The sequence below is a fragment of the Mycolicibacterium llatzerense genome (assembly GCF_025331195.1).
Taxonomy (GTDB): Bacteria; Actinomycetota; Actinomycetes; order Mycobacteriales; family Mycobacteriaceae; genus Mycobacterium; species Mycobacterium llatzerense.
Window position 1 is genome coordinate 2,813,542 of the sequence record NZ_LXOV01000001.1, and the last position, 23,781, is coordinate 2,837,322.

General features: G+C 66.8%; 24 protein-coding genes. 14 read left to right on the forward strand and 10 right to left on the reverse strand.

Features of this window, described 5'->3' with window-relative positions:
* Positions 1-40: 40 nt before the first annotated feature.
* Positions 41-880 carry an AraC family transcriptional regulator gene (locus tag A7G45_RS32520; RefSeq protein ID WP_260937722.1) on the reverse strand — a complete coding sequence of 280 codons (840 nt, stop codon included), beginning with the start codon at positions 878-880 and terminating at the stop codon, positions 41-43.
* Positions 881-1,023: 143 nt separating this feature from the next.
* On the opposite strand from A7G45_RS32520, the gene A7G45_RS13890 reads away from it, so the two are divergent.
* The 3 genes from A7G45_RS13890 (at position 1,024) to A7G45_RS13895 (ending at position 3,328) form a co-directional block, all read left to right on the forward strand.
* Positions 1,024-2,265: a GNAT family N-acetyltransferase gene (locus tag A7G45_RS13890; RefSeq protein WP_260937723.1), complete on the forward strand. Its 1,242-nt coding sequence runs from the start codon at positions 1,024-1,026 to the stop codon at positions 2,263-2,265.
* 142 nt (positions 2,266-2,407) lie between these two features.
* A complete protein-coding gene (locus tag A7G45_RS32695; RefSeq protein WP_071287191.1) occupies positions 2,408-2,785 on the forward strand; it encodes a histone-like nucleoid-structuring protein Lsr2 in 378 nt (125 codons plus the stop codon).
* 114 nt (positions 2,786-2,899) lie between these two features.
* A complete protein-coding gene (locus A7G45_RS13895; RefSeq protein ID WP_260937724.1) occupies positions 2,900-3,328 on the forward strand; it encodes a nitroreductase/quinone reductase family protein in 429 nt (142 codons plus the stop codon).
* Positions 3,329-3,350: 22 nt separating this feature from the next.
* Here the strand turns inward: A7G45_RS13895 and A7G45_RS13900 are convergent, their stop codons facing one another.
* Positions 3,351-3,779, reverse strand: coding sequence for a BlaI/MecI/CopY family transcriptional regulator (locus A7G45_RS13900; protein ID WP_260937725.1), 429 nt, complete (start codon positions 3,777-3,779; stop codon positions 3,351-3,353).
* Between the two features lie 108 nt (positions 3,780-3,887).
* On the opposite strand from A7G45_RS13900, the gene A7G45_RS13905 reads away from it, so the two are divergent.
* The 3 genes from A7G45_RS13905 to A7G45_RS13915 all read left to right on the forward strand — a co-directional run bounded on the left by A7G45_RS13905 (position 3,888) and on the right by A7G45_RS13915 (position 9,824).
* Positions 3,888-7,187: an error-prone DNA polymerase gene (locus A7G45_RS13905; RefSeq protein WP_260937726.1), complete on the forward strand. Its 3,300-nt coding sequence runs from the start codon at positions 3,888-3,890 to the stop codon at positions 7,185-7,187.
* Positions 7,188-7,563: 376 nt separating this feature from the next.
* Positions 7,564-9,117, forward strand: coding sequence for a succinic semialdehyde dehydrogenase (locus tag A7G45_RS13910; RefSeq protein WP_043396649.1), 1,554 nt, complete (start codon positions 7,564-7,566; stop codon positions 9,115-9,117).
* Between the two features lie 65 nt (positions 9,118-9,182).
* Positions 9,183-9,824: a nitroreductase family protein gene (locus A7G45_RS13915; protein ID WP_043396647.1), complete on the forward strand. Its 642-nt coding sequence runs from the start codon at positions 9,183-9,185 to the stop codon at positions 9,822-9,824.
* A gap of 18 nt (positions 9,825-9,842) precedes the next feature.
* On the opposite strand, the gene A7G45_RS13920 is transcribed toward A7G45_RS13915, so the two are convergent.
* Together A7G45_RS13920 and A7G45_RS13925 are read right to left on the reverse strand one after the other, a co-directional pair.
* Complete coding sequence (locus tag A7G45_RS13920) at positions 9,843-10,310, reverse strand: tRNA (cytidine(34)-2'-O)-methyltransferase (protein WP_260938184.1); 468 nt, start codon at positions 10,308-10,310, stop codon at positions 9,843-9,845.
* 108 nt (positions 10,311-10,418) lie between these two features.
* Positions 10,419-11,042: a TetR/AcrR family transcriptional regulator gene (locus A7G45_RS13925; protein ID WP_043396643.1), complete on the reverse strand. Its 624-nt coding sequence runs from the start codon at positions 11,040-11,042 to the stop codon at positions 10,419-10,421.
* Between the two features lie 244 nt (positions 11,043-11,286).
* Here A7G45_RS13925 and A7G45_RS13930 point away from each other — a divergent pair, with 244 nt between their 5' ends.
* The 4 genes from A7G45_RS13930 to A7G45_RS13945 are packed head-to-tail and all read left to right on the forward strand — an operon-like array spanning position 11,287 to position 15,363.
* On the forward strand, positions 11,287-13,983 hold the full coding sequence (locus A7G45_RS13930) for a sensor histidine kinase (RefSeq protein WP_260937727.1): 2,697 nt from the start codon (positions 11,287-11,289) through the stop codon (positions 13,981-13,983).
* Positions 13,983-14,408, forward strand: a complete 426-nt coding sequence (locus tag A7G45_RS13935) for a roadblock/LC7 domain-containing protein (RefSeq protein ID WP_043396642.1) — start codon at positions 13,983-13,985, stop codon at positions 14,406-14,408. Before A7G45_RS13930 ends, A7G45_RS13935 begins: the two co-directional genes overlap by 1 nt.
* A 9-nt stretch (positions 14,409-14,417) precedes the next feature.
* The gene (locus A7G45_RS13940; protein ID WP_043988420.1) at positions 14,418-14,804 is read left to right on the forward strand and encodes a DUF742 domain-containing protein; all 387 of its coding nucleotides are present in this window, start codon (positions 14,418-14,420) and stop codon (positions 14,802-14,804) included.
* The gene (locus A7G45_RS13945; RefSeq protein ID WP_260937728.1) at positions 14,785-15,363 is read left to right on the forward strand and encodes a GTP-binding protein; all 579 of its coding nucleotides are present in this window, start codon (positions 14,785-14,787) and stop codon (positions 15,361-15,363) included. The genes A7G45_RS13940 and A7G45_RS13945 overlap by 20 nt, the downstream gene beginning before the upstream one ends.
* Here A7G45_RS13945 and A7G45_RS13950 read toward each other — a convergent pair.
* Complete coding sequence (locus A7G45_RS13950; RefSeq protein WP_043396637.1) at positions 15,360-16,133, reverse strand: DUF1906 domain-containing protein; 774 nt, start codon at positions 16,131-16,133, stop codon at positions 15,360-15,362. The two genes, A7G45_RS13945 and A7G45_RS13950, sit on opposite strands and share 4 nt — an antisense overlap.
* A 19-nt stretch (positions 16,134-16,152) precedes the next feature.
* Between A7G45_RS13950 and A7G45_RS13955 the strand changes: the two genes are divergently transcribed.
* Positions 16,153-16,722 carry a pentapeptide repeat-containing protein gene (locus A7G45_RS13955; protein ID WP_043396635.1) on the forward strand — a complete coding sequence of 190 codons (570 nt, stop codon included), beginning with the start codon at positions 16,153-16,155 and terminating at the stop codon, positions 16,720-16,722.
* Positions 16,723-16,740: 18 nt separating this feature from the next.
* On the opposite strand, the gene A7G45_RS13960 is transcribed toward A7G45_RS13955, so the two are convergent.
* Both A7G45_RS13960 and A7G45_RS13965 read right to left on the reverse strand, forming a co-directional pair.
* Positions 16,741-19,464 (reverse strand): FHA domain-containing protein, encoded by a 2,724-nt coding sequence (locus tag A7G45_RS13960; protein ID WP_043396633.1) that lies wholly within the window; start codon positions 19,462-19,464, stop codon positions 16,741-16,743.
* A 49-nt stretch (positions 19,465-19,513) separates the two neighbouring features.
* The gene (locus tag A7G45_RS13965) at positions 19,514-20,704 is read right to left on the reverse strand and encodes an NADH:flavin oxidoreductase (RefSeq protein WP_071287201.1); all 1,191 of its coding nucleotides are present in this window, start codon (positions 20,702-20,704) and stop codon (positions 19,514-19,516) included.
* 70 nt (positions 20,705-20,774) lie between these two features.
* Here A7G45_RS13965 and A7G45_RS13970 point away from each other — a divergent pair, with 70 nt between their 5' ends.
* From A7G45_RS13970 to A7G45_RS13980, 3 genes are all read left to right on the forward strand, one after another.
* Complete coding sequence (locus tag A7G45_RS13970; RefSeq protein WP_260937729.1) at positions 20,775-21,626, forward strand: bifunctional methylenetetrahydrofolate dehydrogenase/methenyltetrahydrofolate cyclohydrolase; 852 nt, start codon at positions 20,775-20,777, stop codon at positions 21,624-21,626.
* Positions 21,623-21,916 carry a DUF3017 domain-containing protein gene (locus A7G45_RS13975; protein ID WP_043397716.1) on the forward strand — a complete coding sequence of 98 codons (294 nt, stop codon included), beginning with the start codon at positions 21,623-21,625 and terminating at the stop codon, positions 21,914-21,916. Before A7G45_RS13970 ends, A7G45_RS13975 begins: the two co-directional genes overlap by 4 nt.
* A gap of 159 nt (positions 21,917-22,075) precedes the next feature.
* Positions 22,076-22,450, forward strand: a complete 375-nt coding sequence (locus tag A7G45_RS13980; RefSeq protein WP_260937730.1) for a DoxX family protein — start codon at positions 22,076-22,078, stop codon at positions 22,448-22,450.
* A 61-nt stretch (positions 22,451-22,511) separates the two neighbouring features.
* On the opposite strand, the gene A7G45_RS13985 is transcribed toward A7G45_RS13980, so the two are convergent.
* From A7G45_RS13985 to A7G45_RS13995, 3 genes are read right to left on the reverse strand one after another with little or no spacing between them, the layout of a single operon-like run.
* Positions 22,512-22,931, reverse strand: a complete 420-nt coding sequence (locus A7G45_RS13985) for a hypothetical protein (RefSeq protein WP_260937731.1) — start codon at positions 22,929-22,931, stop codon at positions 22,512-22,514.
* A 10-nt stretch (positions 22,932-22,941) separates the two neighbouring features.
* A complete protein-coding gene (locus tag A7G45_RS13990; protein ID WP_260937732.1) occupies positions 22,942-23,631 on the reverse strand; it encodes a hypothetical protein in 690 nt (229 codons plus the stop codon).
* A complete protein-coding gene (locus tag A7G45_RS13995; RefSeq protein WP_256370088.1) occupies positions 23,628-23,756 on the reverse strand; it encodes a hypothetical protein in 129 nt (42 codons plus the stop codon). The genes A7G45_RS13990 and A7G45_RS13995 overlap by 4 nt, the downstream gene beginning before the upstream one ends.
* Positions 23,757-23,781 lie beyond the last annotated feature (25 nt).

A 23,781-nucleotide genomic window follows, 5' to 3' on the forward strand; every position in this document is an offset into this window, starting at 1 on the left:
GCTACGAAACGCACGCACCGCCGCATTGGAGAAAAGTGACCTACATGCCCTCCGGCGGCCACGCGGATCCGAGCCCGCCGCCGGTTCCATTGGCGGCCGAGACCGCGCCCGGTGTGCACTCGGCGAAGCCGGCAAAGTCGCGATGCATGTGCGCCTGATCGAAGTAGCCGCAGTCAACAGCGACCCGTGCCGGCGCCAGACCGTTGCGGAGAAGTCTTGTGGCGCTTTCGAAACGAAAGAGACGGGCCGCCACCTTCGGTGTCACGCCGAAGGCGCGGTCGAACTTGGCCGCGAAATGGCGTCGGCTCCAGCCGATCTCTTGGGCGATCGATTCGACGCGAACCCGACCCTGATGACGTTCGATAATGTCCCAGGCCCAGCAGAGTCGCGGATCGACCGGAGAGCCGCCGCTTGGCTGAAAGTACCCGTCGATGATGTCGAAGACGTCGGCCCAGTCCGGTGTCATGGCCAGCCGGTCATGGATTTCCTCGGCTCGCCGGCCGATCAGCTCGTCGAGGGGAACCACTCGTTCATCGAGGTCTCCCAAGGCCGTCCCGAGGAAGGACGCAGCATCCTGCGCCGCGAGACCGATCTCGACGCCGCGGAACGATCCATGCTGGTCGACAAACAGCGGTGCGGCGCGCGGCCCGGCCACGAACGCCCCGACGTGGGCCGCGCCGGTCGGAGTTGATGTCGTCACCGTCATGGTCGCGTCGAAGACCATCACCACTCGAGCACACGGCGTGGCCCACTCCACGGTCCGGCGAGGCTGATCGAGCCGCTCGGCGAAACCGGCGTAGTACTGGGCTCGGGCACCAACCGATCGCGGCCGGCGCCAGGCGAGCTCCCAGCCGTCCCCGTGAGATGTGTGCACGTCCACAGCCCACACTGTGCCACCTGGCGGCAGCCTGTGTCAGGGACACGGCTCCCGAGTTCCCGAGCTCGGGCCGAGGCGTTCAGTCTTCGTTTGCTGCAACGAAATTCGGATGACTTGCCACGAGGCTGTGTGATATCCGTTGGAACATGACTGATTTGACGCTGCGCGCTGTCAGCGACAGTGACGACTTCGATGCGTTCATGGCCGCGTCGTACGGGGTGTTCCTGCAGGATCCGCGGCAGGACGAGATCGACCTGATGCGCGCGTTCACCGAGTACGACCGCATGTTCGGCTTCCACGACGGCAGCCGTTGGGTTTCTACTGCCGGAGACTTCGGCAAGCAGGTGGTGCTGCCCGGCGGCGGGACCGCAGCGGTGGCCGCCGTCACCGCTGTCACGGTGTCGCCCAGCCACCGACGTCGTGGGCTGCTCACGGCGATGATGCGCCACCAGCTCGACGACATCCGGTCACGGGGTACCGAGGCGCTGGCCATGCTGTTCGCATCGGAGGCATCCATCTACGGGCGCTTCGGCTACGGGATGGCTGTGCCGATTGCGGAGCTTTCCGGCAAGGTACGCGAACTGGGCTTCCGCCCGGACGTCCAGTTCGGCGACGGTTCGGTCACCCACGTCGACGCCGAGACATTGATGGCCAGCGCGCCGGAGATTCATCAGCGAGCCATGATGCAGCGGCCCGGCGTGATGGAGCGGCCGCGCCCGTGGTGGGACAACTGGATCCACGACAGCGAGGAAAGGCGCAAGGAGGCCAGCAAGATTCGCTTCCTCCTGCATCGCGAGGCCGACGGCACCGCCAGCGGATTCGCCATCTACCGGCCCAAGAACAGCTGGACGGACCGCGGCCAGCCCAACGGTGAACTCCAGGTCCAAGAAGTACAGGCCACCAATCATCGTGCGTACGCACAGATTTGGCGCTATCTCCTGGATATGGATTTGGTCAGGACCTTCGCCTACGACGGTGCTGCAGTCGATGAGCCGCTCCGCAGCTTGGTAGCCGACCAGCGTGCGCTGGCGTGCGAAGCGCGGGACGGCGTGTACGTCAGGCTGGTCGATGCGCGTCGCGCACTGACGTTGCGCAGCTACGCCGCCCCTGTCGACGTGGTGCTGGATATCACCGATGAGTTCTGCCCGTGGAACGCCGGCCGATGGCATCTCCGTGGCGGTCCCGACGGTGCCGAATGCGAAAGCACCACGGCGCCAGCCGATATCGCCGTCTCGGTGCGTGACCTCGGTGCCTGCTACCTCGGCGGGGTGAGTCTGCGGGCACTGGCGAACGCGGGGTTCGTCGAAGAGTTCACTCCGGGGTCGGTGCACCGGACCGCGGTCGCGTTCGGCTGGCCCGTCGCCCCCGGGGTGCCCGACGACTTCTGAGGTTCATCTTCGGATTCGGGCCTATAGCACTTGCTCAGCTGAAATAAAAGAGGCGAAGGCGCGTAGCCGGTCTCGTCGTGCTCCGCTAGCTTGTCTTGGCAGATGTTGCCTGGTGCCGCGGATTACGGGGGTGAATGTTCCAGTGGCGAAACGGTATTCGACTATGTGGACCGACGATTTGGATGGTTCCGTGGCAGCGACGACGCTCGAGTTCTCCTTCGACGGGGTCGCTTATGCAATTGATCTGTCCGAGGCGAACGCGCTGCGTATGCGTAGCTGTTTCGAGCCGTACATCCGGGCGGCCAGCAAGGCCAGCCGTTCCCGCGGACGAACGGTCTCGCTTCCGGAGCAGCCGCCATTGGAAATGCAGCAAACGCACGCTCGGCGAGCGCGTGAGTGGCTGCGATTGAACGGCCATGAGGTCGGTAGTCGTGGGCGCCTTCCGCAAGAATTGCTGCAGCGATATGAGTCGGCCCGTGACGGGGCACGGAGGGTTCGCGTCCAGACCAGGCTTGGCTGATCCGCGGGCCCGTGGGTGAGCGGCAATCATCGATTGACGTATACCGATCGGTCTACTATGTTGGTCTAGAGGTCACCAATCAGGTGGTCGCGTGCTTCGACTACGGAGACGGTCATGACGAATGCCAACCCGGACAAGACGTTGCGAAAGTTCCGCAGAGAACGGGCGATCGGCCGCTATCTGCTCAACCCCGCTGTGCAGGGGTTGAGCAGACTCGGTGTGCGCACCGCGTTGGCCACGGAGCTGGAGACCATTGGTCGTAAGACCGGGCAGCTGCGTCGCGTCCCTGTTTCGGTGCAGTTCGACAACGAGGGCGCATGGGTGATCTGCCAGCACGGTACCCGGTCCGGTTGGGGCAGCAATATTGCGGACAATCCGAATATCCGTGTGCGGCAGGGAGATCGGTGGCGCAGCGGGGTCGCGGAATTCAGGCCGGACGACGACGTCGTCGCGCGCGCTCGGAAATTCGGCCGGGTTGGGGCCGGGGTGGTGAAGGCGCTGGAAACCACTCCGGTGTCAGTCCGGATCGACTTCACCGACTGAGCGGATTCGAACGCCACTCCGGTCAGGCGGTGAGCCGGGGTGCCAAACGCACTGCGGGAACACCGGTTTCGGAAGCGCGCGGGTCCGCCGTGGCCAGGGCGCGGCGAAGTACATCGATCTCGTCGGCTGCGACCTGCGTGACGAAGTGCACCAGCGCCGCGTGCCTGTCGCTCTGATCGGAAGCCTGGCCGAGCGCGTCGACCATGAGGCCCGCCACCAGCTGATCTCGACTGTGCGATGCGACGTAGCGGTGTGCACGATCATGGCGCAGTTGCCGGACCACGCCCTTACCTGCGAGCCTGCGCAGCACCGTCATGACGGTGGTATACGCGAGCTTGCGTTCCGCGCAGATGGCGTGATGGACCTCGCGAACGGTCTGCGGCGCGTCCGCGCCCCAGAGGTGATCCATCACCTCGCGTTCCAGATTGCCCAAGTGCCTCAGCCTGGTCATCTTCTGTCCCTCTCCGACGCCTCGGAGATCTAGTCGCACGAGAGCCGGCGGAGTTCCCGCGGATTTCCACATCTGGCATTCGAACAAAGTTTCGAATACTCTGATCTGGTGGGTTGGCACAACGGGCCGCCGAGCTGGGCGGAGATGCAGCGGGTGCTCGAGGGCAAGCCGCGGGTGGCTGGTGCATCCCCGGAATCGCCGGCCGACGGCGGCGACAGCCCGGCCTGGTCGCGCAAACGCGGTGACTATCAACCGGTGGACCGCCCGGCCCGGCCGGGAACGTCGGTGCCGTACGCCGAGTTGCACGCCCATTCTGCGTACAGCTTCCTCGATGGCGCCAGCACGCCGGAGGAACTGGTGGAGGAGGCCGTCCGGCTGGATCTGCGGGCCATCGCATTGACCGACCACGACGGGCTCTACGGCGTCGTGCGATTTGCCGAGGCCGCCAAGGAACTCGACATGGCAACGGTTTTCGGGGCCGAACTCTCGCTCAGTAACACTCCCCGCACGGAGTTGCCCGACCCACCCGGTCCGCATCTACTGGTCTTGGCCCGCGGCCCCGAGGGGTACCGGCGGCTGTCCCGGGAATTGGCTCGGGCGCATCTGGCCGGCGGCGAGAAGGGGGTGCTCAGTTATGACCTGGACACCCTCACCGAGGCCGCCGGCGGGCATTGGCAGATCCTCACCGGCTGCCGTAAAGGCCATGTGCGCCAAGCTTTGTCGACGGGAGGGGCGGAGGCCGCGGACAAGGCGCTGGCTGATCTGGTGGCCCGGTTCGGCGCGGACCGGGTGACTGTCGAACTGACCCACCACGGGCATCCACTCGACGACGAACGCAACGCCACGCTGGCCGCGCTGGCGCCGCGGTTCGGCCTCGACGTCATTGCCTCGACCGCCGCGCATTTCGCCGCACCGTCGAGGGGGCAGCTGGCGATGGCGATGGGGGCGATCCGGGCCCGCAACTCGATGGATGAGGCTGAAGGCTGGCTGGCCCCGCTGGGCGGGTCGCACCTGCGGTCCGGGGCGGAGATGGCCCGGCTGTTCGCCCACCACCCGGGAGCGGTCACCAACGCTGCCGAGCTGGGGGAGCAGTGTGCATTCGAATTGCGTTTGATCGCACCGAAACTGCCACCGTTCGACGTGCCGGAGGGGCATACCGAGATCAGTTGGCTGCGGGAGTTGGTGGCGGACGGGACGGCTCGTCGCTACGGCTGGAAGCCGGATGCAGAGCGGGAGAAGGCGTACCGGCAGATCGAGCATGAGCTCAGAATCATCGAGCAGCTGGAGTTCCCGGGCTACTTCCTGGTGGTGCACAGCATCACCGAGTTCTGCCGGGACAGCGACATCCTGTGCCAGGGCCGTGGGTCGGCGGCGAACTCGGCAGTCTGTTACGCCCTGGGGATCACCAATGTCGACCCGGTGGCCAACGAGCTGTTGTTCGAGCGGTTTCTGTCCCCGGCGCGCGACGGCCCGCCGGACATCGACATCGACATCGAATCGGACTTGCGCGAGAACGTCATCCAGTTCGTCTACGAGAAGTACGGCCGGGACTACGCCGCGCAGGTGGCCAACGTCATCACCTACCGCGGCCGCAGCTCGGTGCGGGACATGGCGCGGGCGCTCGGTTTTTCGCAGGGGCAACAGGATGCCTGGAGTAAGCAGATCAGCCGGTGGAACGGGCTGGCCGAGTCCCCGGACGTCGAGGACATTCCCGAGGCGGTGATCGACCTGGCGCTGCAGATCAGGAATCTGCCGCGGCACATGGGCATTCACTCCGGCGGCATGGTGATCTGTGACCGCCCGATCGCCGACGTGTGCCCGGTGGAATGGGCGCGGATGGAGAACCGCAGTGTGCTGCAGTGGGATAAAGACGACTGTGCGGCAATCGGTTTGGTGAAGTTCGACCTGCTCGGGCTGGGCATGCTCTCGGCGCTGCACTACATGATCGATCTGGCCAGGGAACAGAAGGATCTCGAGGTGGATCTGGCCAAGCTCGACCTGTCCGAGCCCGCGGTGTACGAGATGCTGCAACGGGCCGACTCGGTCGGAGTGTTCCAGGTCGAGTCCCGGGCGCAGATGGCCACGCTGCCGCGGCTGAAGCCCAAGAAGTTCTACGACCTGGTGGTCGAGGTGGCGCTGATCCGTCCTGGCCCGATCCAGGGCGGCTCGGTGCACCCGTACATCCGGCGGCACAACGGACTGGAGGACGCGACGTGCGAGCACACGTCCATGGAAGCGGCACTGACCAGGACGCTGGGGGTGCCGCTGTTCCAGGAGCAGCTCATGCAACTGGCCGTCGACTGTGCCGGCTTCACCCCCGCCGAGGCTGATCAGCTGCGCCGGGCCATGGGGTCCAAACGCTCCACCGAACGGATGCGGCAGCTGCGCGGTCGGTTCTACGACGGCATGCGGGAACTGCACGGCATCACCGGGCCGACGGCTGAGCGGATCTACGAAAAGCTGGAAGCCTTCGCCAATTTCGGCTTCCCGGAGAGCCACGCGCTGAGCTTCGCGTCGCTGGTGTTCTCCTCGTCATGGTTCAAGCTGCACCACCCCGCGGTGTTCTGTGCGGCATTGCTGCGGGCTCAGCCGATGGGCTTCTACTCGCCGCAGTCGCTGGTGGCCGACGCCCGCCGGCACGGGGTGCTGGTGCACGGGCCGGACGTCAACGCGAGCCTGGCGTATGCGACGTGCGAGAACCGCGGCACCGAGGTGCGGCTGGGGTTGGGGACAGTGCGGCATATCGGGGACGAGTTGGCACAGCGCATCGTCGACGACCGGAAAACCAACGGGCCGTTCACTTCTCTGCTCGACCTGACCGGCCGGGTGCAACTGTCGGTGCCGCAGGCCGAGGCGCTGGCGACCGCGGGTGCGCTTGGCTGTTTCGGCATCACCCGACGTGAGGGATTGTGGGCGGCCGGGGCGGCGGCCGCGGAACGGCCCGACCGGTTGCCGGGCATCGGATCGGCCGGAGGCATCCCGGCGCTGCCCGGCATGACGGAACTGGAACTGGCGGCCGCTGATGTGTGGGCCACGGGCATCTCGCCGGACAGCTATCCGACCCAGTTCCTGCGGGAGGACCTCGACGCACTGGACGTGGTGCCCGCCAACCGGCTGTTGGAGGTGCCCGACGGCACCCGCATCGTGGTGGCCGGCGCGGTGACGCACCGGCAGCGTCCGGCCACCGCGCAGGGGGTGACGTTCATCAACCTGGAGGACGAGACCGGCATGGTCAACGTGCTGTGCGCACCGGGGGTGTGGTCCCGGCACCGGAAACTGGCGCAGACCGCGCCGGCGCTGTTGGTGCGTGGCATCGTGCAGAACGCCAGCGGGGCGGTCACGATCCTCGCGGACCGGATGGGCCGGCTCGATCTGCGGGTGACCGCCAAATCCCGGGACTTCCGATGAGCGGGGTCGGCATGGCGGCGCCAGGGTGTGCGTCCTCGCGAGGTCCACTCGCACAATTGCGCCCAGGATGCAGGGTCAACTCGATTTCCGCGCCCAGAATCATTGACCCTGACGTGACGGCGGCCCGCACTCGAACAAATGCGCCGTGGATACAGAATCAAAGCGGTAACCCTGGCTCGACGGCAGAACGGCGTCAGAATCACCCCAACGGCCAACCCAGGCCAGACGTAGTGGGTAATTTTGCCCAGTTTATTGACATAATGCCCGATTTGTAAAAAGCTGGATCTATGGCAGCCGCAGGCTGTCACGTAGTCTTACCGAGACCGCCGGTACCGCAAAATTACCGCGCATCCGCGACCGACTCAGGAGAGCCAGTATGCCCGCACCGTCAGCGCAGGTTTTCGATCGTCTGCGCCAGCTGGCCGCCATTGAGGACATCGACGCCCGGCCGACTCGCACCATCGACGAGGTCTTCACCGGCAAGCCGCTGGCCACCATCCCGGTCGCGACCGCCGAAGATGCCGAGAAGGCGTTCGCCAAAGCGCGTGCCGCTCAGCGTGATTGGGTCAAGCGGCCGGTCTCCGAGCGGGCCGCGGTGATCGCACGCTACCGCGACCTGGTGCTCGAGAACCGTGAGTTCCTGATGGACCTGCTGCAGGCCGAGGCCGGCAAGGCGCGGTGGGCGGCTCAGGAAGAGATCATCGACCTGTTCGCCAACGCGGACTACTACGCCAAGGTCGCGGCCAAGCTGCTCAAGCCCCGCCGGGTCGCGCCGCTGCTGCCGGGACTGAACCGCACCACCGTCGCCTACCAGCCCAAGGGAGTCGTCGGCGTCATCTCGCCGTGGAACTACCCGATGACCCTGACCGTGTCCGACGCCGTGCCCGCCCTGCTCGCGGGCAACGCGGTGGTGCTCAAGCCGGACAGCCAGACCCCGTACTGCGCGCTGGCCTGCGCCGAGTTGCTGTACCGCGCCGGCCTGCCGCGTGCGCTCTACGCCGTGGTCCCCGGGCCGGGTTCGGTGGTTGGCACCGCGATCGCCGAGAACTGTGACTACCTGATGTTCACCGGCTCCTCGGCCACCGGCAGCCACCTCGCCGAGCACGCCGGCCGTCGCCTCATCGGGTTCTCCGCCGAACTCGGTGGCAAGAACGCGATGATCGTCGCCCGCGGCGCCAACCTCGACAAGGTGGCCAAGGCCGCCACCCGCGCCTGCTTCTCCAACGCCGGCCAGCTGTGCATCTCGATCGAGCGCATCTACGTCGAGCGGGACATCGCCGACGAGTTCACCCGCAAGTTCGGTGACCAGGTGCGCAAAATGCAGCTCGGCACCGCGTACGACTTCACCGTCGACATGGGCAGCCTGATCTCCGAAGGCCAGCTCAAGACCGTCTCCGGCCACGTCGACGACGCAAAGGTCAAGGGCGCCAAGGTGATTGCCGGTGGCAATGCCCGCCCCGACATCGGCCCGCTGTTCTATGAACCGACCGTGCTCACCGACGTGAGCTCCGACATGGAGTGCGCCAACAACGAGACCTTCGGTCCGCTGGTGTCGATCTACCCGGTCGCCGACGTCGATGAAGCCATCGCCAAGGCCAACGACACCGAGTACGGGCTCAACGCCAGCGTGTGGGCCGCTTCGATCGAGGAGGGCGAGCAGATCGCGTCCCGCCTGCGGTCCGGCACGGTCAACGTCGACGAGGGCTACGCCCTGGCCTGGGGCAGCCTCGGTGCGCCCATGGGCGGCATGGGAATTTCGGGTGTGGGTCGCCGGCACGGCGCCGAGGGATTGCTGAAATACACCGAATCCCAGACGATTTCGACGTCCAAGGTGCTCAACCTCGACCCGCCGTTCGGCCTGTCGAAGTCGCTGTGGCAGAAGTCGCTGGTGCCGATCGTGCGTGCGGTGACCAAGCTGCCGCGGCACTGAGAGGCACTCAGAGGCGCCGCCACCGTCGCTACGGGGTGGCGTCGGGCTGGCGGTAATGTGCGGCTATGACGCTGAACCTCACCGCTGACGAAGTGCTGACCTCCACCCGATCGGTGCGCAAGCGACTCGACTTCGACAAGCCCGTACCGCGCGAGGTCATCATGGAATGCCTCGATCTGGCGCTGCAGGCGCCGACCGGCTCCAACAACCAGGGCTGGCAGTTCGTCTTCGTCGAGGACGAGGCAAAGAAGAAGGCCCTGGCCGACATCTACCGCACCAACGGCACCCCGTACCTGGCGATGGAAGCACCGCAGCGCGGCGACATGCGCGACGACCGGGCCGGCGCGGTGAAGAGCTCGGCGGAGTTCCTCAACGAGAACTTCGAGAAGGCCCCCGTGCTGATGATCCCGTGCCTCGAGGGGCGGCCCGACGGAGCCGAAGCCGGCATGCAGGCGTCGTACTGGGGCTCGCTGCTGCCGGCGGCATGGAGCTTCATGCTCGCCCTGCGCTCGCGTGGTCTGGGCTCGGCCTGGACGACGCTGCACCTGCTCGGCGATGGCGAGCGGCAGGCCGCCGAGCTGCTGGGCATCCCGTTCGAGCGCTACACGCAGGGCGGACTGTTTCCGATCGCCTACACCAAGGGCACCGACTTCAAGAAGGCCCAGCGGCTGCCGGCCGAGCAGCTCGCGCACTGGGACACCTGGTGAGCTGACGCGTCAGCTCGGCTAAATACCCTCAGCGAAGCCGAGCTGGCGCCACGCCTCGTACACCGCGACGGCCGCGGCGTTGGACAGGTTCAACGACCGCCGGCCCGGGATCATCGGGATCCGGACCTGTCCGGTGATGTGCGGATCGGCGAGGGTCTGCGCGTCCAGGCCGGTGGGCTCGGGCCCGAACATCAACACGTCGTTCCGCTGGTAGGCCACGTCGGCGAACGACGAATTCGCGTGCGCGGTAAAGGCGAACACCCGGGCCGGCATGAGTGCCTGCCACGCGGCCGGCAGATCGGGGTGGACTGTCACCGACGCCAGATCGTGGTAATCCAATCCGGCACGACGCAGCTTCGGCTCGGACAGGTCAAAGCCCAGCGGCTCTACCAGATGCAGCTCGGCGCCGGTGGCTGCGACCATCCGGATCGCATTGCCGGTGTTCGGCGCGATCCGGGGTGAGTAGAACAGCACCTTCAGTGCCACCGTGCCGCCTCTCTGTCTGGTCACCGACCGGCCGGTCGGTGTCACCGGGAGAGTCAACCAGCACCCGGCGCTGGGCCCGGTGTGGCACCCCGGGCAGCGTGCAAATCGTCAGCGCGCGGCGGCCTGGCCGGCGACCCCACTGGGCAGCTGGTTCAGATCGGCATGCGGTGACACCAACGCGTCGAGTGCGGTCATGCACAGGTCGACGGCCGCGTCACGGGAAAAGCTTTGTAGCTCAAGCCATTCCAGGGCCACTTCCCGAACCAGCGCGAGCCAGCCGGAAAGTGCCACCGACACCAGATCGCGACCGGATCCGGCCAGGTCCAGGGCGTCGAGCGCGTGGTCGCGCAGCCGGGTGAGTTCGAAGGTGATCGGGCTGCGCACGGCGGGATCGGCGGCGATGGCGCTGCGATTGGCGATCATCATCAGCGTCAGGTTGTGCTCGTAGAACGTGAAGTGCGCGACGAGCGCACCGCGGATCTGGGACCGCACGGTGTCGGCGGCGGTGAAGTGCGAGTCGTGGGCCAATTTCTCGTGGGCCCTGGCCCAGAGCGCCGCGAACAGTTCCTTCTTGCTGGGGAAATAGTGGTAGATCAAGGCCCGCGAGATTTCGGCCTGCGCCGCGATGTCTTCCATCGCCACCTGCTCGAAAGGCAGGACAGAGAATGCCGCCATACCGAGATCGAGGATCTGGTCCCGACGTTGGTCGGGGGTCAGCCGGCTCCGTGCCATCTAGGCACTCTAAATCACCAATGGCCGCACACTTTTACCACACAACCGTGCAACACATCGGTCACGAACGCTGTTCGTTGGATGTGAAGCATGGAAACAGCTGCTCATCGCTGTCATACTGCGACAGATTGCCAGGCGGGTTTCCCGTGCCCGAGTGGGCCGAAAATCCGGCGGGGAACACCAATATGAACCATGTGCCTTTAGCTGATTGCGGTCCGATGGCCGGCGGGAAAGCCGAGCCGCGATGACTGCTGCGCAACAGTTTTCGGCAGCCGATCAAGTCACCCGCGCGCCCGCGAAACGCCCGTCCCGCTTCGCGCCGTCGAATTGGCCGGTCGCGTGGAAAGTTTTCGCCATCGCCTTTGTGCCTTTGGTGCTGGCCGGGACGTTCGGCGGAATGCGTATCTATTCAGGCTGGACCGACGCGGCAGATTTGCGTCGCGCGGCCGATCGCGCCGAAATGGTGCCGGCCATTGCGAACTACATGGCGACGTTCGACGCGGCGATGCTGGCCAGCTCCACCGGCGGCGACGCACAACAGGCGCTGAGCGCCTATGACGAGAGCAAACGTCGTCTGCAACACCGGCTGACGGACACCGACGTCGCGACCGACGTCCGTACCGGCGTCAAGACCCTGCTCGACGGTGGCCAGGGGCTGCTGAACAAGGTCGCGTCGGGCAGCATCGGGCTGCGCGAGCGCGTCACCTCGTACGCGCCGATCCTGCTGACCGCCGAAGACGCCATCACCGGTTCGGTGCGCATCGACGACGTGAAGATTCGCGCCCAGACGCAGGGCCTGAGCCGGGCCGTGGGCGCCCGCGGCCAGATGATGATGCAGCAGCTGCTCGTCACTCTCGGCGGCGAACTGCCGGACAACGAACTGCGCAGTTCGATGACCACCCTGGCCGGCACCGAACCGTCGACGCTGTTCGGGATGAGCGAAGTGCTGGGCGTCGGCTCGCCCGAGGCGCTGAAGCTGGCCCAGGAAATGGTCAAACGGATGTCCATGATGTCCGACCCGAACGTGCAGCTGGTCAACAATCCCGATCTGAGCCAGTCGATCCAGACCACCAGCGAGATCGCCGGGAAGATGCTCGACAGCGCGTCCGCGACCGTCATCTCGGCGGTAGACGATCAGGCCACGGCCAAGCGCACCGAAGCCATCCGTGACTCGGTGATCGTCGGCGCGGTGATGGTGCTGGCCCTGCTCATCGTGTTGTACATGGCGCGCACGCTGATCCGGCCGTTGCGCCGGCTCCGCAACAGCGCCCTCAAGGTCGCCCACGAGGACCTGGTCCGTGAGCTCGACGAGGTCCGGTCGGGCGCGGACGTGACGGTGCGGCCGCTGCCGGTGCAGAGCACCGAGGAGATCGGTCAGGTCGCACACGCGGTCGACGAACTGCACGAGCAGGCGGTGCTGCTCGCCGGTGAGCAGGCCAGGCTGCAGCTGCAGGTCAGCGACATGTTCGAGACGCTGTCCCGGCGCAGTCGGTCGTTGATCGACCAGCAGCTGACGGTCATCGATCAGCTCGAGCGCGACGAACAGGATCCGCAGCGCCTGGCCAAGCTGTTCCGGCTGGACCACCTGGCCGCGCGGATGCGGCGCAACGGCGCCAACCTGCTGGTGCTGGCCGGCACGAACGTCCCGCATGAGCAGGGCGAGCCGGTGCCGGTGACCACCGTGATCAATGCCGCGGCCTCCGAGGTCGAGGACTACACCCGGGTTTCCATCGTCGCCTCCCCGGACACCGAGATCCACGGCTCGATCGCCGGCGACCTGGTGCACATGATGGCCGAACTGCTGGACAATGCGTTGCGCTACTCGCCACCCAGCTCAGAGGTGCAGGTGTCCGCGGTGCACGCAGAAAACGGTGCGCTCGTGATCGAGGTCAGTGACGGCGGCCTGGGTATGACCGAAGCCGATCTTCGGATGGCCAATAGCCGGCTGCGCTCAGGCGGTGAGGTCAACACCTACACCGCGCGGCACATGGGCCTGTTCGTGGTCGGCCGGCTGGCCAACCAGCACGGTCTGGTCGTGCGGCTGCGCGACACGGTCGAAGGCGACCCGGATTCGGGCACCACGGCCGGCATCTACGTGCCCGTGGAACTGCTGGTCGGGCTGCCAGCGATCCCGGACTTCGGCACCTACTGGGACGGCTCGTCGACCGCGGAGACCGGTGTGACCGCCCTGCCGGGCCTCGGCCCGGACACCGGCGGTTTCGCGACGTTCGGCGCAGTGGAACAGCCCTTCGCGCAGCCCCCGGCGCCGCCCGCCGCGGCGGTGGAACCGGCGTTCGTGGCGCCTCAGCAGCGCAACGGATTCGGCGCCCCCGCCGACGCCGGCGACCTCAGTGGCATCAACCTGCCGCAGCGCAACCCCGGCGCCAGCGGTATCGCCGCGCCCGCCGAGTCGCCTGTCGAGCGAACCGCGCAGGCACCGACCGACACCTCGTCGTTCTTCGCGGCCCGGGCGCAGTCGCAGCCGCAGACACCCGAGCCGCCGGCCCCCAAGCCCCAGGCCGTCCCCGTCGTCGCACCCGTCCCACCGCCGCCAGTCCGCCCCGCCCCGACGACCCAGCAGAGCACCGCCGGAAGTGAGGACGCCATCTACCAGAAGATGCTCTCGGAATGGCTGATCGACGATCCCACGCAACTGGCCAACAGCACCGACCTCGATTGGCAGACGGTGTGGGACCAGGGTTGGTCGGCAGCGGCTGCCGCGCAGGATGCGCCGGTCGTCGAGCACACCGAGGCGGGCCTGCCGGTCCGTCAGCCCGGTGCCCGGCTGATCCCTGGTGCGCCCGACGAGGACGTCCACGCCGACCCGGCCGCCGAGGGGCTGCCGCTGCGTGACCCCGCCGCGGTTCGGGCGAGTATCAGTGGACATTTCGGTGGCGTGCATGCGGGCCGGTCGCAGTCCCGGGATACGGGAGGCCGGTGATGACGCGTACGACTCAGCGCGAGTCACTGGACTGGCTGGTGACGAAGTTCGCCGACGAGGTGTCCGGGGTGGCCCACGCCATCCTGGTGTCCGCCGACGGCCTGCTGATGGCCGCCAGTTCGCGGATGCCGACCGAACGCGCCGACCAGCTGGCCGCCGTCGCCTCCGGGCTGGCCAGCCTGGCCACCGGCGCTTCCCAGCTGTTCGACGGCGGGCACGTGCTGCAGTCCGTGGTCGAGATGGAACACGGCTATCTGCTGTTGATGCGCGTCGGCGACGGTTCCAACCTCGCGACGCTCGCGACCCGGTCGTGCGACATCGGCCAGATCGGGTACGAAATGGCGATTCTGGTCGAACGGGTCGGCACCGTCGTGCAATCCGCGCGCCGGACGTCGGCGGAGCCGACGAATCGGATGAGGTCGTAGGTCGTCATCATGGAGCCGACATCTGACGCCTGGGAGGCCGCATTCACTGCGGAGCAGCCCAGCCTGGTGCGGCCCTACACACTGACCGCCGGCCGGACCACCACGGAGATCGAGCTGCCTATGGAGGCGCCGATCTATCCGATGGCGGGCGCCTCCGCATCGCACTGGCCCGGCAACGATGTGCGCGGCGAGATCCTCAAACTCGGTTCCACCCGGCCCTCGGTGGCCGAGGTCGCGGCAAAGTTAGCAATACCACTCGGTGTTGCGCGTGTACTGATCGGCGACCTCGTCACGCAGGGTTATCTTCAAGTACACGCCACGCTCGGCACAGCGACGAGCATCGACGACCGGCGTGACTTGATTGGGAGGACACTGCGTGGCCTACGGGCACTCTGACCGGCACGCCCCCGCGTCGACGAAGATCGTCATCTCGGGTGGGTTCGGTGCCGGTAAGACGACGTTCGTCGGCGCGGTCTCGGAGATCATGCCGCTGCGCACCGAGGCCATCGTCACCAACGCCTCGGCCGGGGTCGACGCACTCGCCGGCACTCCCGACAAGAACACCACCACGGTGGCCATGGACTTCGGCCGCATCACCCTCGCCGACGACCTGGTGCTCTATCTGTTCGGCACGCCCGGGCAACGCCGGTTCTGGTTCATGTGGGACGACCTGGTGCGCGGCGCCATCGGCGCGATCATCCTGGTCGACGTGCGTCGGCTGCAGGACAGCTTCGCGGCCGTCGACTTCTTCGAGGCGCGTGGTCTGCCGTTCATCATCGCCGTCAACGAATTCGATGGCGCCCCAAGGCATCCCGGCCACGCGGTCCGCAAGGCGCTGGCCCTGGCCGACCACATCCCGGTCGTCACCGTCGACGCGCGGCAGCGGCAGTCAGCGCGCGACGCGCTGATCACCGTCACCGAATACGCACTGACCAGTCTGGGCGCCCCGGCTTAACGAGCCAGGTCCCACTGGCCGTAGTCAGCGGCCAGGATGTCGTCCTCGTCGACGTGGAAGTCGCCGATCATCGTGCCCGGATCGGAGGCCGTCACCACCGTCGCCTGATACAGCACCGCCATCGGCGCGCGGGCGCCCCCGGACCAGGCCCGCGTCTGCCAGGCCCAGCGATGACCCGGGGTGGTGGACCGGCCGATGACGCCGTCGTCGGCCGCCCAGGTGACCTGCCGGGCGCCGCCGTAGACGCCGGTGCGCTGAACACCCAGCACTGAATTGATGCCCTTGAACCATTGCAGCGCAACGTTTTTCCACGTGTCGGCGGAGATGTCCTCGTCGACGCTGAAGAAGATCGGCGCGGTGTCCGGCCCACCGGCCGCGGCGTGCAGGCTCAACGCGGTGCGGGCGTCGGCGACGCCGCCGTCGAAGCCGCGGGTGAAGTCCGACGGGCTGTTCACCCAACCCGGTTTGCCGTACTGGTAGACGCTGACCACGTGCAGGCCCGCCGCGCGCAGCGCGTCGGTGTAGCCGCGGCTGACGGGCTTGAAGTCGAACGTCGCGCCCGGCCGCAGCTCGGACACGTAGACGATGACCCCGGTGTAGCCCGCGGCCACGACCTGGTCCACCGGCACCTGCAGGTGGGTGAAGTCGATGAGTTTGCCGTTGTCGGCCAAGGCAATCGGGGTGCTCAGTGACGCGGCCAGTCCGGCGGCGGTCAATGTGAGGAATCCACGTCTCGACAGGTGGTCAGCGGGGCGTGCCAAGTCGGCCATCGGGCTATCGTACGAACTCGTGACGGTTCCCGACGAGCACTGGCAGGACACGGAATTCACCGGAGTCGTCTTTCGCGACGAATACGACGGGGATCTGAGCCGGCTCCGCACCGAGCGGGTGGTTTTCACCGACTGCGACTTCAGCGGCGTCAACCTGACCGAGTCCGAGCATTCCGGCTCGGCGTTCCGCAACTGCACCTTCCGGCGGAGCTCGCTGGCGCACAGCACCTTCCGGCACTGCACCATGCTGGGGTCGACGTTCACGGAGTGCTCACTGCGGCCGATCACGATGATCGAGGTCGACCTGCGGCTGGCGGTCCTGGCCGGCTGCGACCTGCGTGCCGTGGACCTGACCGACTGCCGGCTGTCCGAGGCCTCCCTGGTCGGCACCGACCTGCGCAAGGCCGTGCTGCGCGCCGCCGATCTACGCGGCGCGCGGGTACAGGGCGCGAAGTTCGAGGAGGCGGACCTGCGCGCCGCCCGGATCGATGCGACGTTCTGGACCACGGCAGGAGTGCGGGGCGCCCGCATCGACGTCGACCAGGCCATCGCCTACGCCGTCGCCCACGGCCTGGATTTGTCTTCTTAACCCCGTCCGGGAGAGCCCTCAGTCAGCTTTGAGGCGGATCCGCCAGCGCACGAAGCCGAGATAGCAGGCCGAGAGCACCACCAACGCGCCGATGTCGAACAACCAGGAGCCGGTGGTGTGATGCCAGAACTTGTCGTTGGGCAGCAGCGGTTCGGGCACCAATCTGGTCAGATCGATGGTCGACGACGATGACGCGAAACCCCACCGTGCCGGGGTGAGCCAGGACAGCTGATCGAGCACCACCCGGCCGGTGACCGGAATCAAGCCGCCGGAGAACACCAACTGGCTCATCACCGCGACCACGAGCAACGGCATGATCTGCTCGGCCGATTTGGCCAACCCGGACAACGCCAGACCCGTCATGGCCGCCGCCACGCACGTCATCGAGATATCGATGAACATCTCGAGGTTGCGGCTGGGTATCACCGCACCACCGGTCACCGCGCCCGGACCCCAGCCTTTGCCCATGATCGTGATGGCCACCACGATGGAGGACTGGACGACCGCGAATGCGGTGAACACCGCGATCTTGGCCGCCAGGTACGCGGTGGTCGAGAGGCCGACGGCCTGTTCCCGACGGAAGATCGCCCGCTCACCGATCAGAGCGCGAATGGTCAGCGCGGTGCCCATGAAGATCGCGCCGACGTTCATCATCACCAGGATCTGGCCCGGTTCGCTCGGCGCGGCGCCGAAATCAGGTGGGCCGGCCGGGAGTGGTTTACCGAAACCGACACTGGACTTGTTCGCGCCGCCACCGGGCACCGAAAGTGACAGCACGCCCATGATGAACGGCAAGAACAGCAGGAACGCGGTGTAGGCGCGGTCAGCCACGACCAGCCGCACCTGTCGCCGGGCGATGGTGGAGAACTGTCGCAGCAGCGATGTCTTCGCCGGCGCACCCAGATCAGCCGGGGCTGCCGCGGCCGGCTGCGGCGGCGTCGGGCCGGAGCGTTGCAGGAATTGTTGGTGGGCCGCCTCTGGATCTCCGGCGACCGACGAGAAGATGTCGGCCCAGTTGGTGGTGCCCAGTTCCGGACCGATCTGGCTCGGCGTGCCGCAGAACGCCGTCAAGCCGCCGGGTGCCAACAGCAGCACCTGATCGCAGACGTCCAGGTAGGTCAGCGAGTGCGTGACCACCAAGACCACACGACCGGCATCGGCCAGGTCCCGCAGCATCGTCATCACCTGGCGGTCCAGTGCCGGGTCCAGGCCTGATGTCGGCTCATCCAGGATGAGCAACGACGGCCCCGTCAGCAGCTCGAGAGCGACTGAAGCACGCTTGCGCTGACCGCCGGACAGCTTCTCCACCCGGGTGTCCAGGTGTTTCGTCATCTCGAGCTCTTCGAGCACCTGCATGACGACCTGCTCGCGGTCTTCCTTCGTGGTGTCCGGCGGCAGCCGCAGCTCGGCGGCGTACATCAGGGCCTGGCGGACGGTCAGATCACCGTGCACCACGTCGTCCTGCGGCACCATGCCGATCCGGGACCGCAGCGAGGCGTACTCGGCATGGATGTCGTGGCCCTCGAAAGTGACGGTGCCGCTCGTCGGGTGCGTCAGGCCGGCCACCTGCTTGGAGAACGTCGACTTGCCGGCGCCGGACGGGCCGATCACCGCGGTCAGCGTGCCGGGGCGGGCGTCCAGCGAGATGTTGTTCAGCAGGGTCTTGTTGCCCTCGATGGTCCACGTCAGACCGCGGACCTCGAGACCGCCGGTGCGGGTATCGGCCGTGGTGACGGTGCGGCGGGCCAGGGTGCCGCCGCTGTAGACGAGGTCGACGTTACCGATGGTGACGGTGTCGCCGTCGCGAAGCATCGCTTCCTCGACCCGCTGGCCGTTGACGAACGTGCCGTTGATGCTGCGGTTGTCGATGATCTGCGCGCCGCCGCCGGCCGACGGGACCAATGTGGCGTGGTGCCGTGATGCCAGGACGTCGGGGATGACGATGTCGTTGTCGGTGCCGCGACCGATCTTGATGGCTCCGGCCGGCACCTCGGCGTTGCGGCCGGGCCGCAGGATCTTCAGCATCGTCGTGCCGAGGTTGTTCTCGCTGGGCCGCGCCACGGCGGTCGGCCCGAACTGCGTCGCCGGCGAGCTCGGCTCGTCGTGAGGCGCGATTTGTGCCGGCGCGGGCCTCGACACCGGCGCGGACGGCGGCGCGTACTGCTGTGGTGCGGTCGGGTAGCGCGGCGGCTGGGGCTGGCCGTATTGCTGCTGCGGCCCGCTCGGGTACTGCGGCTGTGGACCGCTCGGATACTGCGGCTGCGGACCCGACGGGCTGGAGGTCTGCGGACCGCTCGGGTAGCGCTGCTGCGCGGCCGACGGCGGGGTGTACGGCTGCTGGCTGGGCCAGGTCGCGCTGGGCCGGTGATTGGTCGTCGGCGCCGGGGTGACCGGCATGGACGTCGTCGGCGGCGTGCCCGCGGGTCCCAGGTGCTGGCCGACCTCGAAGGTCAGCAGCGGCCCGTCGGGGTTACCGATGTTCAGCGCCGAGCCGTTGTGCAGATCGGCGGCAGGAACACGCTGACCGTTGACGTACATCCCGTTGAGGCTGCCGTTGTCGACGGCGACCCAGCGGCCGTGGTCGAAGCGCAGCATCAGGTGCGCCCGCGAGATCAGCGGGTGGGCGACGCGGAAGTCGGCGCGCAGATCGCGGCCGACGACGACGTCGTTTCCCGGCGCGAAGGTGCGGGTGGCGGCGTCATGGCGAACAGTGAGCGCTGGCAGTGCGGCTGGTCCAGTCATCGGAGGCAACTCTATCCGCTGTCGCCGACTTTCCTGGGGACCCGCCGGTTCAGTCCGGCTTCCCGGTCACCACACAGTGGGTGTGGCTGTAGATGGTCGGCATGCACAGATTGCAGTGTGTGCAGCCCGATTTGACGCTGCGGTCCGCTTGAATCCGGTTGAGCAGATCCGGTTCGGCCAGCAGAGCACGGCCCATCGCGACGAACTCGAATCCCTCCGCCATCGCCAGGTCCATGGTCTCGCGGTTGGTGATGCCGCCGAGCAGGATCAGCGGCATCTTGAGCTCTGCCCGGAACTGGCGGGCGTCGCGCAGCAGGTAGGCCTCACGGTAGGGGTACTCGCGGAAGAACTTGTGGCCGCTCATCCGGATGCCCCAGCTGATCGGCGGCTTGAAGTTCGCGGCGAACTCCTTGACGGGTGCGTCGCCGCGGAACAGGTACATCGGGTTGACCAGCGAGCTGCCCGCGGTCAGTTCCAGCGCGTCCAGCGCGCCGTCTTCTTCCAGCCATTTGGCGGTCTGCAGCGACTCCTCCATCGGGATACCGCCGCGGACGCCGTCGCTCATGTTGAGTTTGGCGATGACCGCGATCTGGTTGCCGACGGCTTCTCTGACGGCCTGGACCGTCCCGCGGGCCACCTTGGCCCGGTTCTCCAGTGAGCCGCCGAACTCGTCGCGGCGCTTGTTGATCAGCGGGGACAAGAACGAGCTGGCGAAGTAGTTGTGGCCCAGGTGCACCTCGACGGCGTCGAAGCCGGCCTCGATCGCGAGCTTGGCGGCGTTGGCATGTGCGGCCGTGACGTCGTCGATGTCCTGACGGGTGGCCTTGCGGGCGAACCGCATCGACAGCGGGTTGAAGAACCGCACCGGTGCCAGGGCCTTGGCCTTGTTGGTGCGTGAGTTGGCGACCGGCCCGGCATGGCCGATCTGCGCGCTGATCGCGGCACCTTCACCGTGGATGGTGTCGGTGAGTTTGCGCAGGCCGGGGATGGCCTCCGGTCGCATCCAGATCTGCCAGCCGTCGGTGCGGCCACCGGGGGACACCGCGCAGTAGGCGACGGTCGTCATGCCGACGCCGCCGGCCGCGGGCAGCTGGTGATACCGGATCAGATCGTCGGTGACCAGGGCATCAGGGGTGGACGCTTCGAACGTCGCGGCCTTGATGATCCGGTTGCGCAGCGTGATCGGACCGAGTTTGGCTTCACTGAAAACGTCAGTGGACACATTGGGCTGGGTGTTCACCGACGCAGCTGACCACGTGGTGTCGGGTGGTGTCAACGCCGGTTCCACCGCGCCTGACACAATGTTCGTCGTGGGTGCAATCACGCTGGACGGCAAGGCCACACGCGACGAGATCTTCACTGACCTGACCAAGCGGGTGGCGGCGCTGGCCGCTGCCGGCCGGACACCGGGTCTGGGCACCGTGCTGGTCGGCGACCACCCGGGCTCACACGCCTATGTGCGCGGCAAGCACGCCGACTGCGCCAAGGTCGGCATCAACTCGATCCGCCGGGACCTGCCCGCCGACATCAGCCAGGCCGAGCTGAACGCCGTCATCGACGAGCTGAATGCCAACCCGGAGTGCACCGGCTACATCGTGCAGTTGCCGCTGCCCAAGCACCTCGACGAGAACGCCGCGCTGGAGCGCATCGACCCCGACAAGGACGCCGACGGACTGCACCCGACCAACCTGGGCCGGCTGGTGTTGAACGAGCCCGCGCCGCTGCCGTGCACGCCGCGCGGCATCGTGCACCTGCTGCGCCGCTACGAGGTGCCGATCGCCGGCGCACACGTCGTGGTGATCGGCCGCGGCGTCACCGTGGGCCGGCCGATGGGGCTGCTGCTCACCCGGCGTTCGGAGAACGCGACAGTGACGTTGTGCCACACCGGAACTCGCGACCTGCCTGCCCTGACTCGGCAGGCCGACATCATCATCGCCGCCGTCGGCGTGCCGCACATGCTGACCGCTGACATGGTCAAGCCGGGCGCGGCCGTCGTCGACGTGGGCGTCAGCCGGGTCGACGGCAAGCTCGCCGGTGACGTGCACCCCGACGTCTGGGAGGTGGCCGGTGCCATCTCGCCGAATCCCGGTGGCGTCGGGCCGCTGACCCGCGCCTTCCTGCTGGCCAACGTCGTCGAGGCGGAAGAGGCGAAACTGTCTTGACCGCAAAGGAATTCGCCCGCAAGGTGTTCGCCGGCCAATGGCCGATCCTGTCGGTGGGCGTGTTCTTCGTGGTGGCGTTCGCCTTGGTGATCGGTGGCTACTGGCGCCGCGGTGCGCTGGTGATGGCGATCGGCGTCGGTATCGCCGCCGCCATGCGGCTGCTGCTGACCGACGACCGCGCCGGTCTGCTGGTGGTGCGCAGCCGGATCATCGACGTCGCGACGACGGCGTCCGTCAGTGCCGTGATGCTGTACGTCGCGTGGACCATCAACCCGCTGGGTACTGCTTAAGTTTCTTCCGCCGAGTGGCCACCTATTGCACGCCTTTTCACGAAAAGTGTGCAATAGGTGGCCACTCGGCGTTGGACGAGGGGGAATAAATCGGACTATAGTCCGCTTAGTTCCATCAGGTCGGTAAGACCGTCAACCTTCAATACTGAGGAGCTCAACATGAACACGGCACTGTGGATCGTCGCCGGCGTACTGGCCTTCGTCTTCGTGGGAAGCGGCGTACTGAAGCTGGTGACTCCCAAGGACAAGCTGGTCGCTGCCGGCCAGGGCTGGGCCGCTGACGTCGACGCGAACGCCATCCGGGGGATCGGCGCCGCCGAGGTGGCCGGAGCCATCGGCCTGATCGTGCCGCCGCTGGTCCACATCCTTCCGGTGCTGGTCCCGCTGGCTGCCGTCGGTTTGGCGCTGACCATGGTCGGCGCGATCGTCACCCATGGCCGTCGCAAGGAATACCCCAACGTCGCGATCAATGTGGTGCTGCTCGGCCTGGCGCTGTTCGTGGCCTGGGGCCGGTTCGGCGCCTACGCCTTCTGATCCGCTGGGATTTGTGCACGATTTTCCGCGGTCGCCGCGGAAAACCGTGCACAAATCGCTGCTAGTGGCCGCCCGTGCGAGCCAACCGGTCTTCGTGAATCTGCACCAGTTCCCGGAAGCCGAGTCGGTGATAGTGGGGCACCGGTTGTACGCCCCAGGTGTCCTGCGCGGTTTTCTGCCCGGTCGCTTCTGCGGGTCCACCGAACGGCGCACCCGAAAAGTCGTACGGGAACTTGCATTCCACGGTGTCGTCGGAGTAGCGCACCTTCATCAGCTCGCTGCAGATCTCTCTGAACGACAATGTCGGCCAGCCGTACCAGACGGCCAGCGCCGGCATGGTGAACGAACCTTCGATGACGAGTCCGAACAGGCACACGAAGAGGCCGCGCTTGAGCCACTTGTGCATGTTGGCGTAGACGGGCGTGGTGCCCAGCGGCAGGGTGTCGTCCGTCTCGGGCGACTCGGTGTCGGCGATGCTCATTGGATGTCCTTCAGTCGCTGAAGATTTCGCGGTTGACAGTGTGCAGATATGGGATGGCCAGGAACGGCGTGATGTAGAAGATGTCGTACAGCCACCAGCCGACGACCGGGAAAACCACTCCGGCATAACGGATATCGGCGAACATCGTCATGTTGAACGTGTAGCCGATCCAGATGACGATGCCGAACCAGCAGGTGATGATGAGCCACTGGTGGCCCCATCGTTTCATCTGCAGGAACGCGATACCGGCGGCAATGCGCATGGTGAACACCGTCAGGATCAGCGCGACCTCCCAGGCCTTTTCGCCCGGTGCGCCTGCTCCGCCGATCCACAGTTCGTTGTAGTGCCAGAAGTATCCGGCGTCGAACATGTTGCCCCACGCAGTGATGATGGTGCGGTTCAGCAGGGTGTGGTTGGCCAGCAGGTCCAGTGACCACCCGATGCTGTTGAGCGCGGCGTCGAGGATCACCAGATAGCCGATGAGGGTCACGATGATCGGCCGCACCGACAGCCCCGCCTTTTGCGCACGCCGTTGCAGCCAGACGCCGCGCAGGAAGAACGGCAGCCCGACGAAGCCGATGAACATCGACCCCATCAACAGGGTGCCGGTGATCAGCCAGCGGTCCGCCTGCCGTTGCGCGAGCCGGGATTTGTCGTGGTGCTGGTCGTAGCTGACGGTCGGTACCGTCGTCGCGCTCACAGCGACCACCAGCCCCGGACGATCGACATGTGCAACTGGATCAGGAACATCGCCAGCAGCCATCCGTACGCGAACAGTTGGAAGACGATCAATGCCCGCTTTCGTTTGCGATCCTGCTCGTTCATGTACGTGAATCTCCTTTTCTGACAG

What these genes read in the sequence shown, in the direction of transcription:
- A7G45_RS13890 (WP_260937723.1), top strand. Translation starts at nt 1,024, where the DNA reads ATGACTGATTTGACGCTGCGCGCTGTCAGCGACAGTGACGACTTCGAT.
- A7G45_RS13895 (WP_260937724.1), top strand. Translation starts at nt 2,900, where the DNA reads ATGACGAATGCCAACCCGGACAAGACGTTGCGAAAGTTCCGCAGAGAA.
- A7G45_RS13900 (WP_260937725.1), bottom strand. Translation starts at nt 3,779, where the DNA reads ATGACCAGGCTGAGGCACTTGGGCAATCTGGAACGCGAGGTGATGGAT.
- A7G45_RS13910 (WP_043396649.1), top strand. Translation starts at nt 7,564, where the DNA reads ATGCCCGCACCGTCAGCGCAGGTTTTCGATCGTCTGCGCCAGCTGGCC.
- A7G45_RS13915 (WP_043396647.1), top strand. Translation starts at nt 9,183, where the DNA reads ATGACGCTGAACCTCACCGCTGACGAAGTGCTGACCTCCACCCGATCG.
- A7G45_RS13925 (WP_043396643.1), bottom strand. Translation starts at nt 11,042, where the DNA reads ATGGCACGGAGCCGGCTGACCCCCGACCAACGTCGGGACCAGATCCTC.
- A7G45_RS13930 (WP_260937727.1), top strand. Translation starts at nt 11,287, where the DNA reads ATGACTGCTGCGCAACAGTTTTCGGCAGCCGATCAAGTCACCCGCGCG.
- A7G45_RS13935 (WP_043396642.1), top strand. Translation starts at nt 13,983, where the DNA reads ATGACGCGTACGACTCAGCGCGAGTCACTGGACTGGCTGGTGACGAAG.
- A7G45_RS13940 (WP_043988420.1), top strand. Translation starts at nt 14,418, where the DNA reads ATGGAGCCGACATCTGACGCCTGGGAGGCCGCATTCACTGCGGAGCAG.
- A7G45_RS13950 (WP_043396637.1), bottom strand. Translation starts at nt 16,133, where the DNA reads ATGGCCGACTTGGCACGCCCCGCTGACCACCTGTCGAGACGTGGATTC.
- A7G45_RS13960 (WP_043396633.1), bottom strand. Translation starts at nt 19,464, where the DNA reads ATGACTGGACCAGCCGCACTGCCAGCGCTCACTGTTCGCCATGACGCC.
- A7G45_RS13980 (WP_260937730.1), top strand. Translation starts at nt 22,076, where the DNA reads ATGAACACGGCACTGTGGATCGTCGCCGGCGTACTGGCCTTCGTCTTC.
- A7G45_RS13985 (WP_260937731.1), bottom strand. Translation starts at nt 22,931, where the DNA reads ATGAGCATCGCCGACACCGAGTCGCCCGAGACGGACGACACCCTGCCG.
- A7G45_RS13995 (WP_256370088.1), bottom strand. Translation starts at nt 23,756, where the DNA reads ATGAACGAGCAGGATCGCAAACGAAAGCGGGCATTGATCGTCTTCCAA.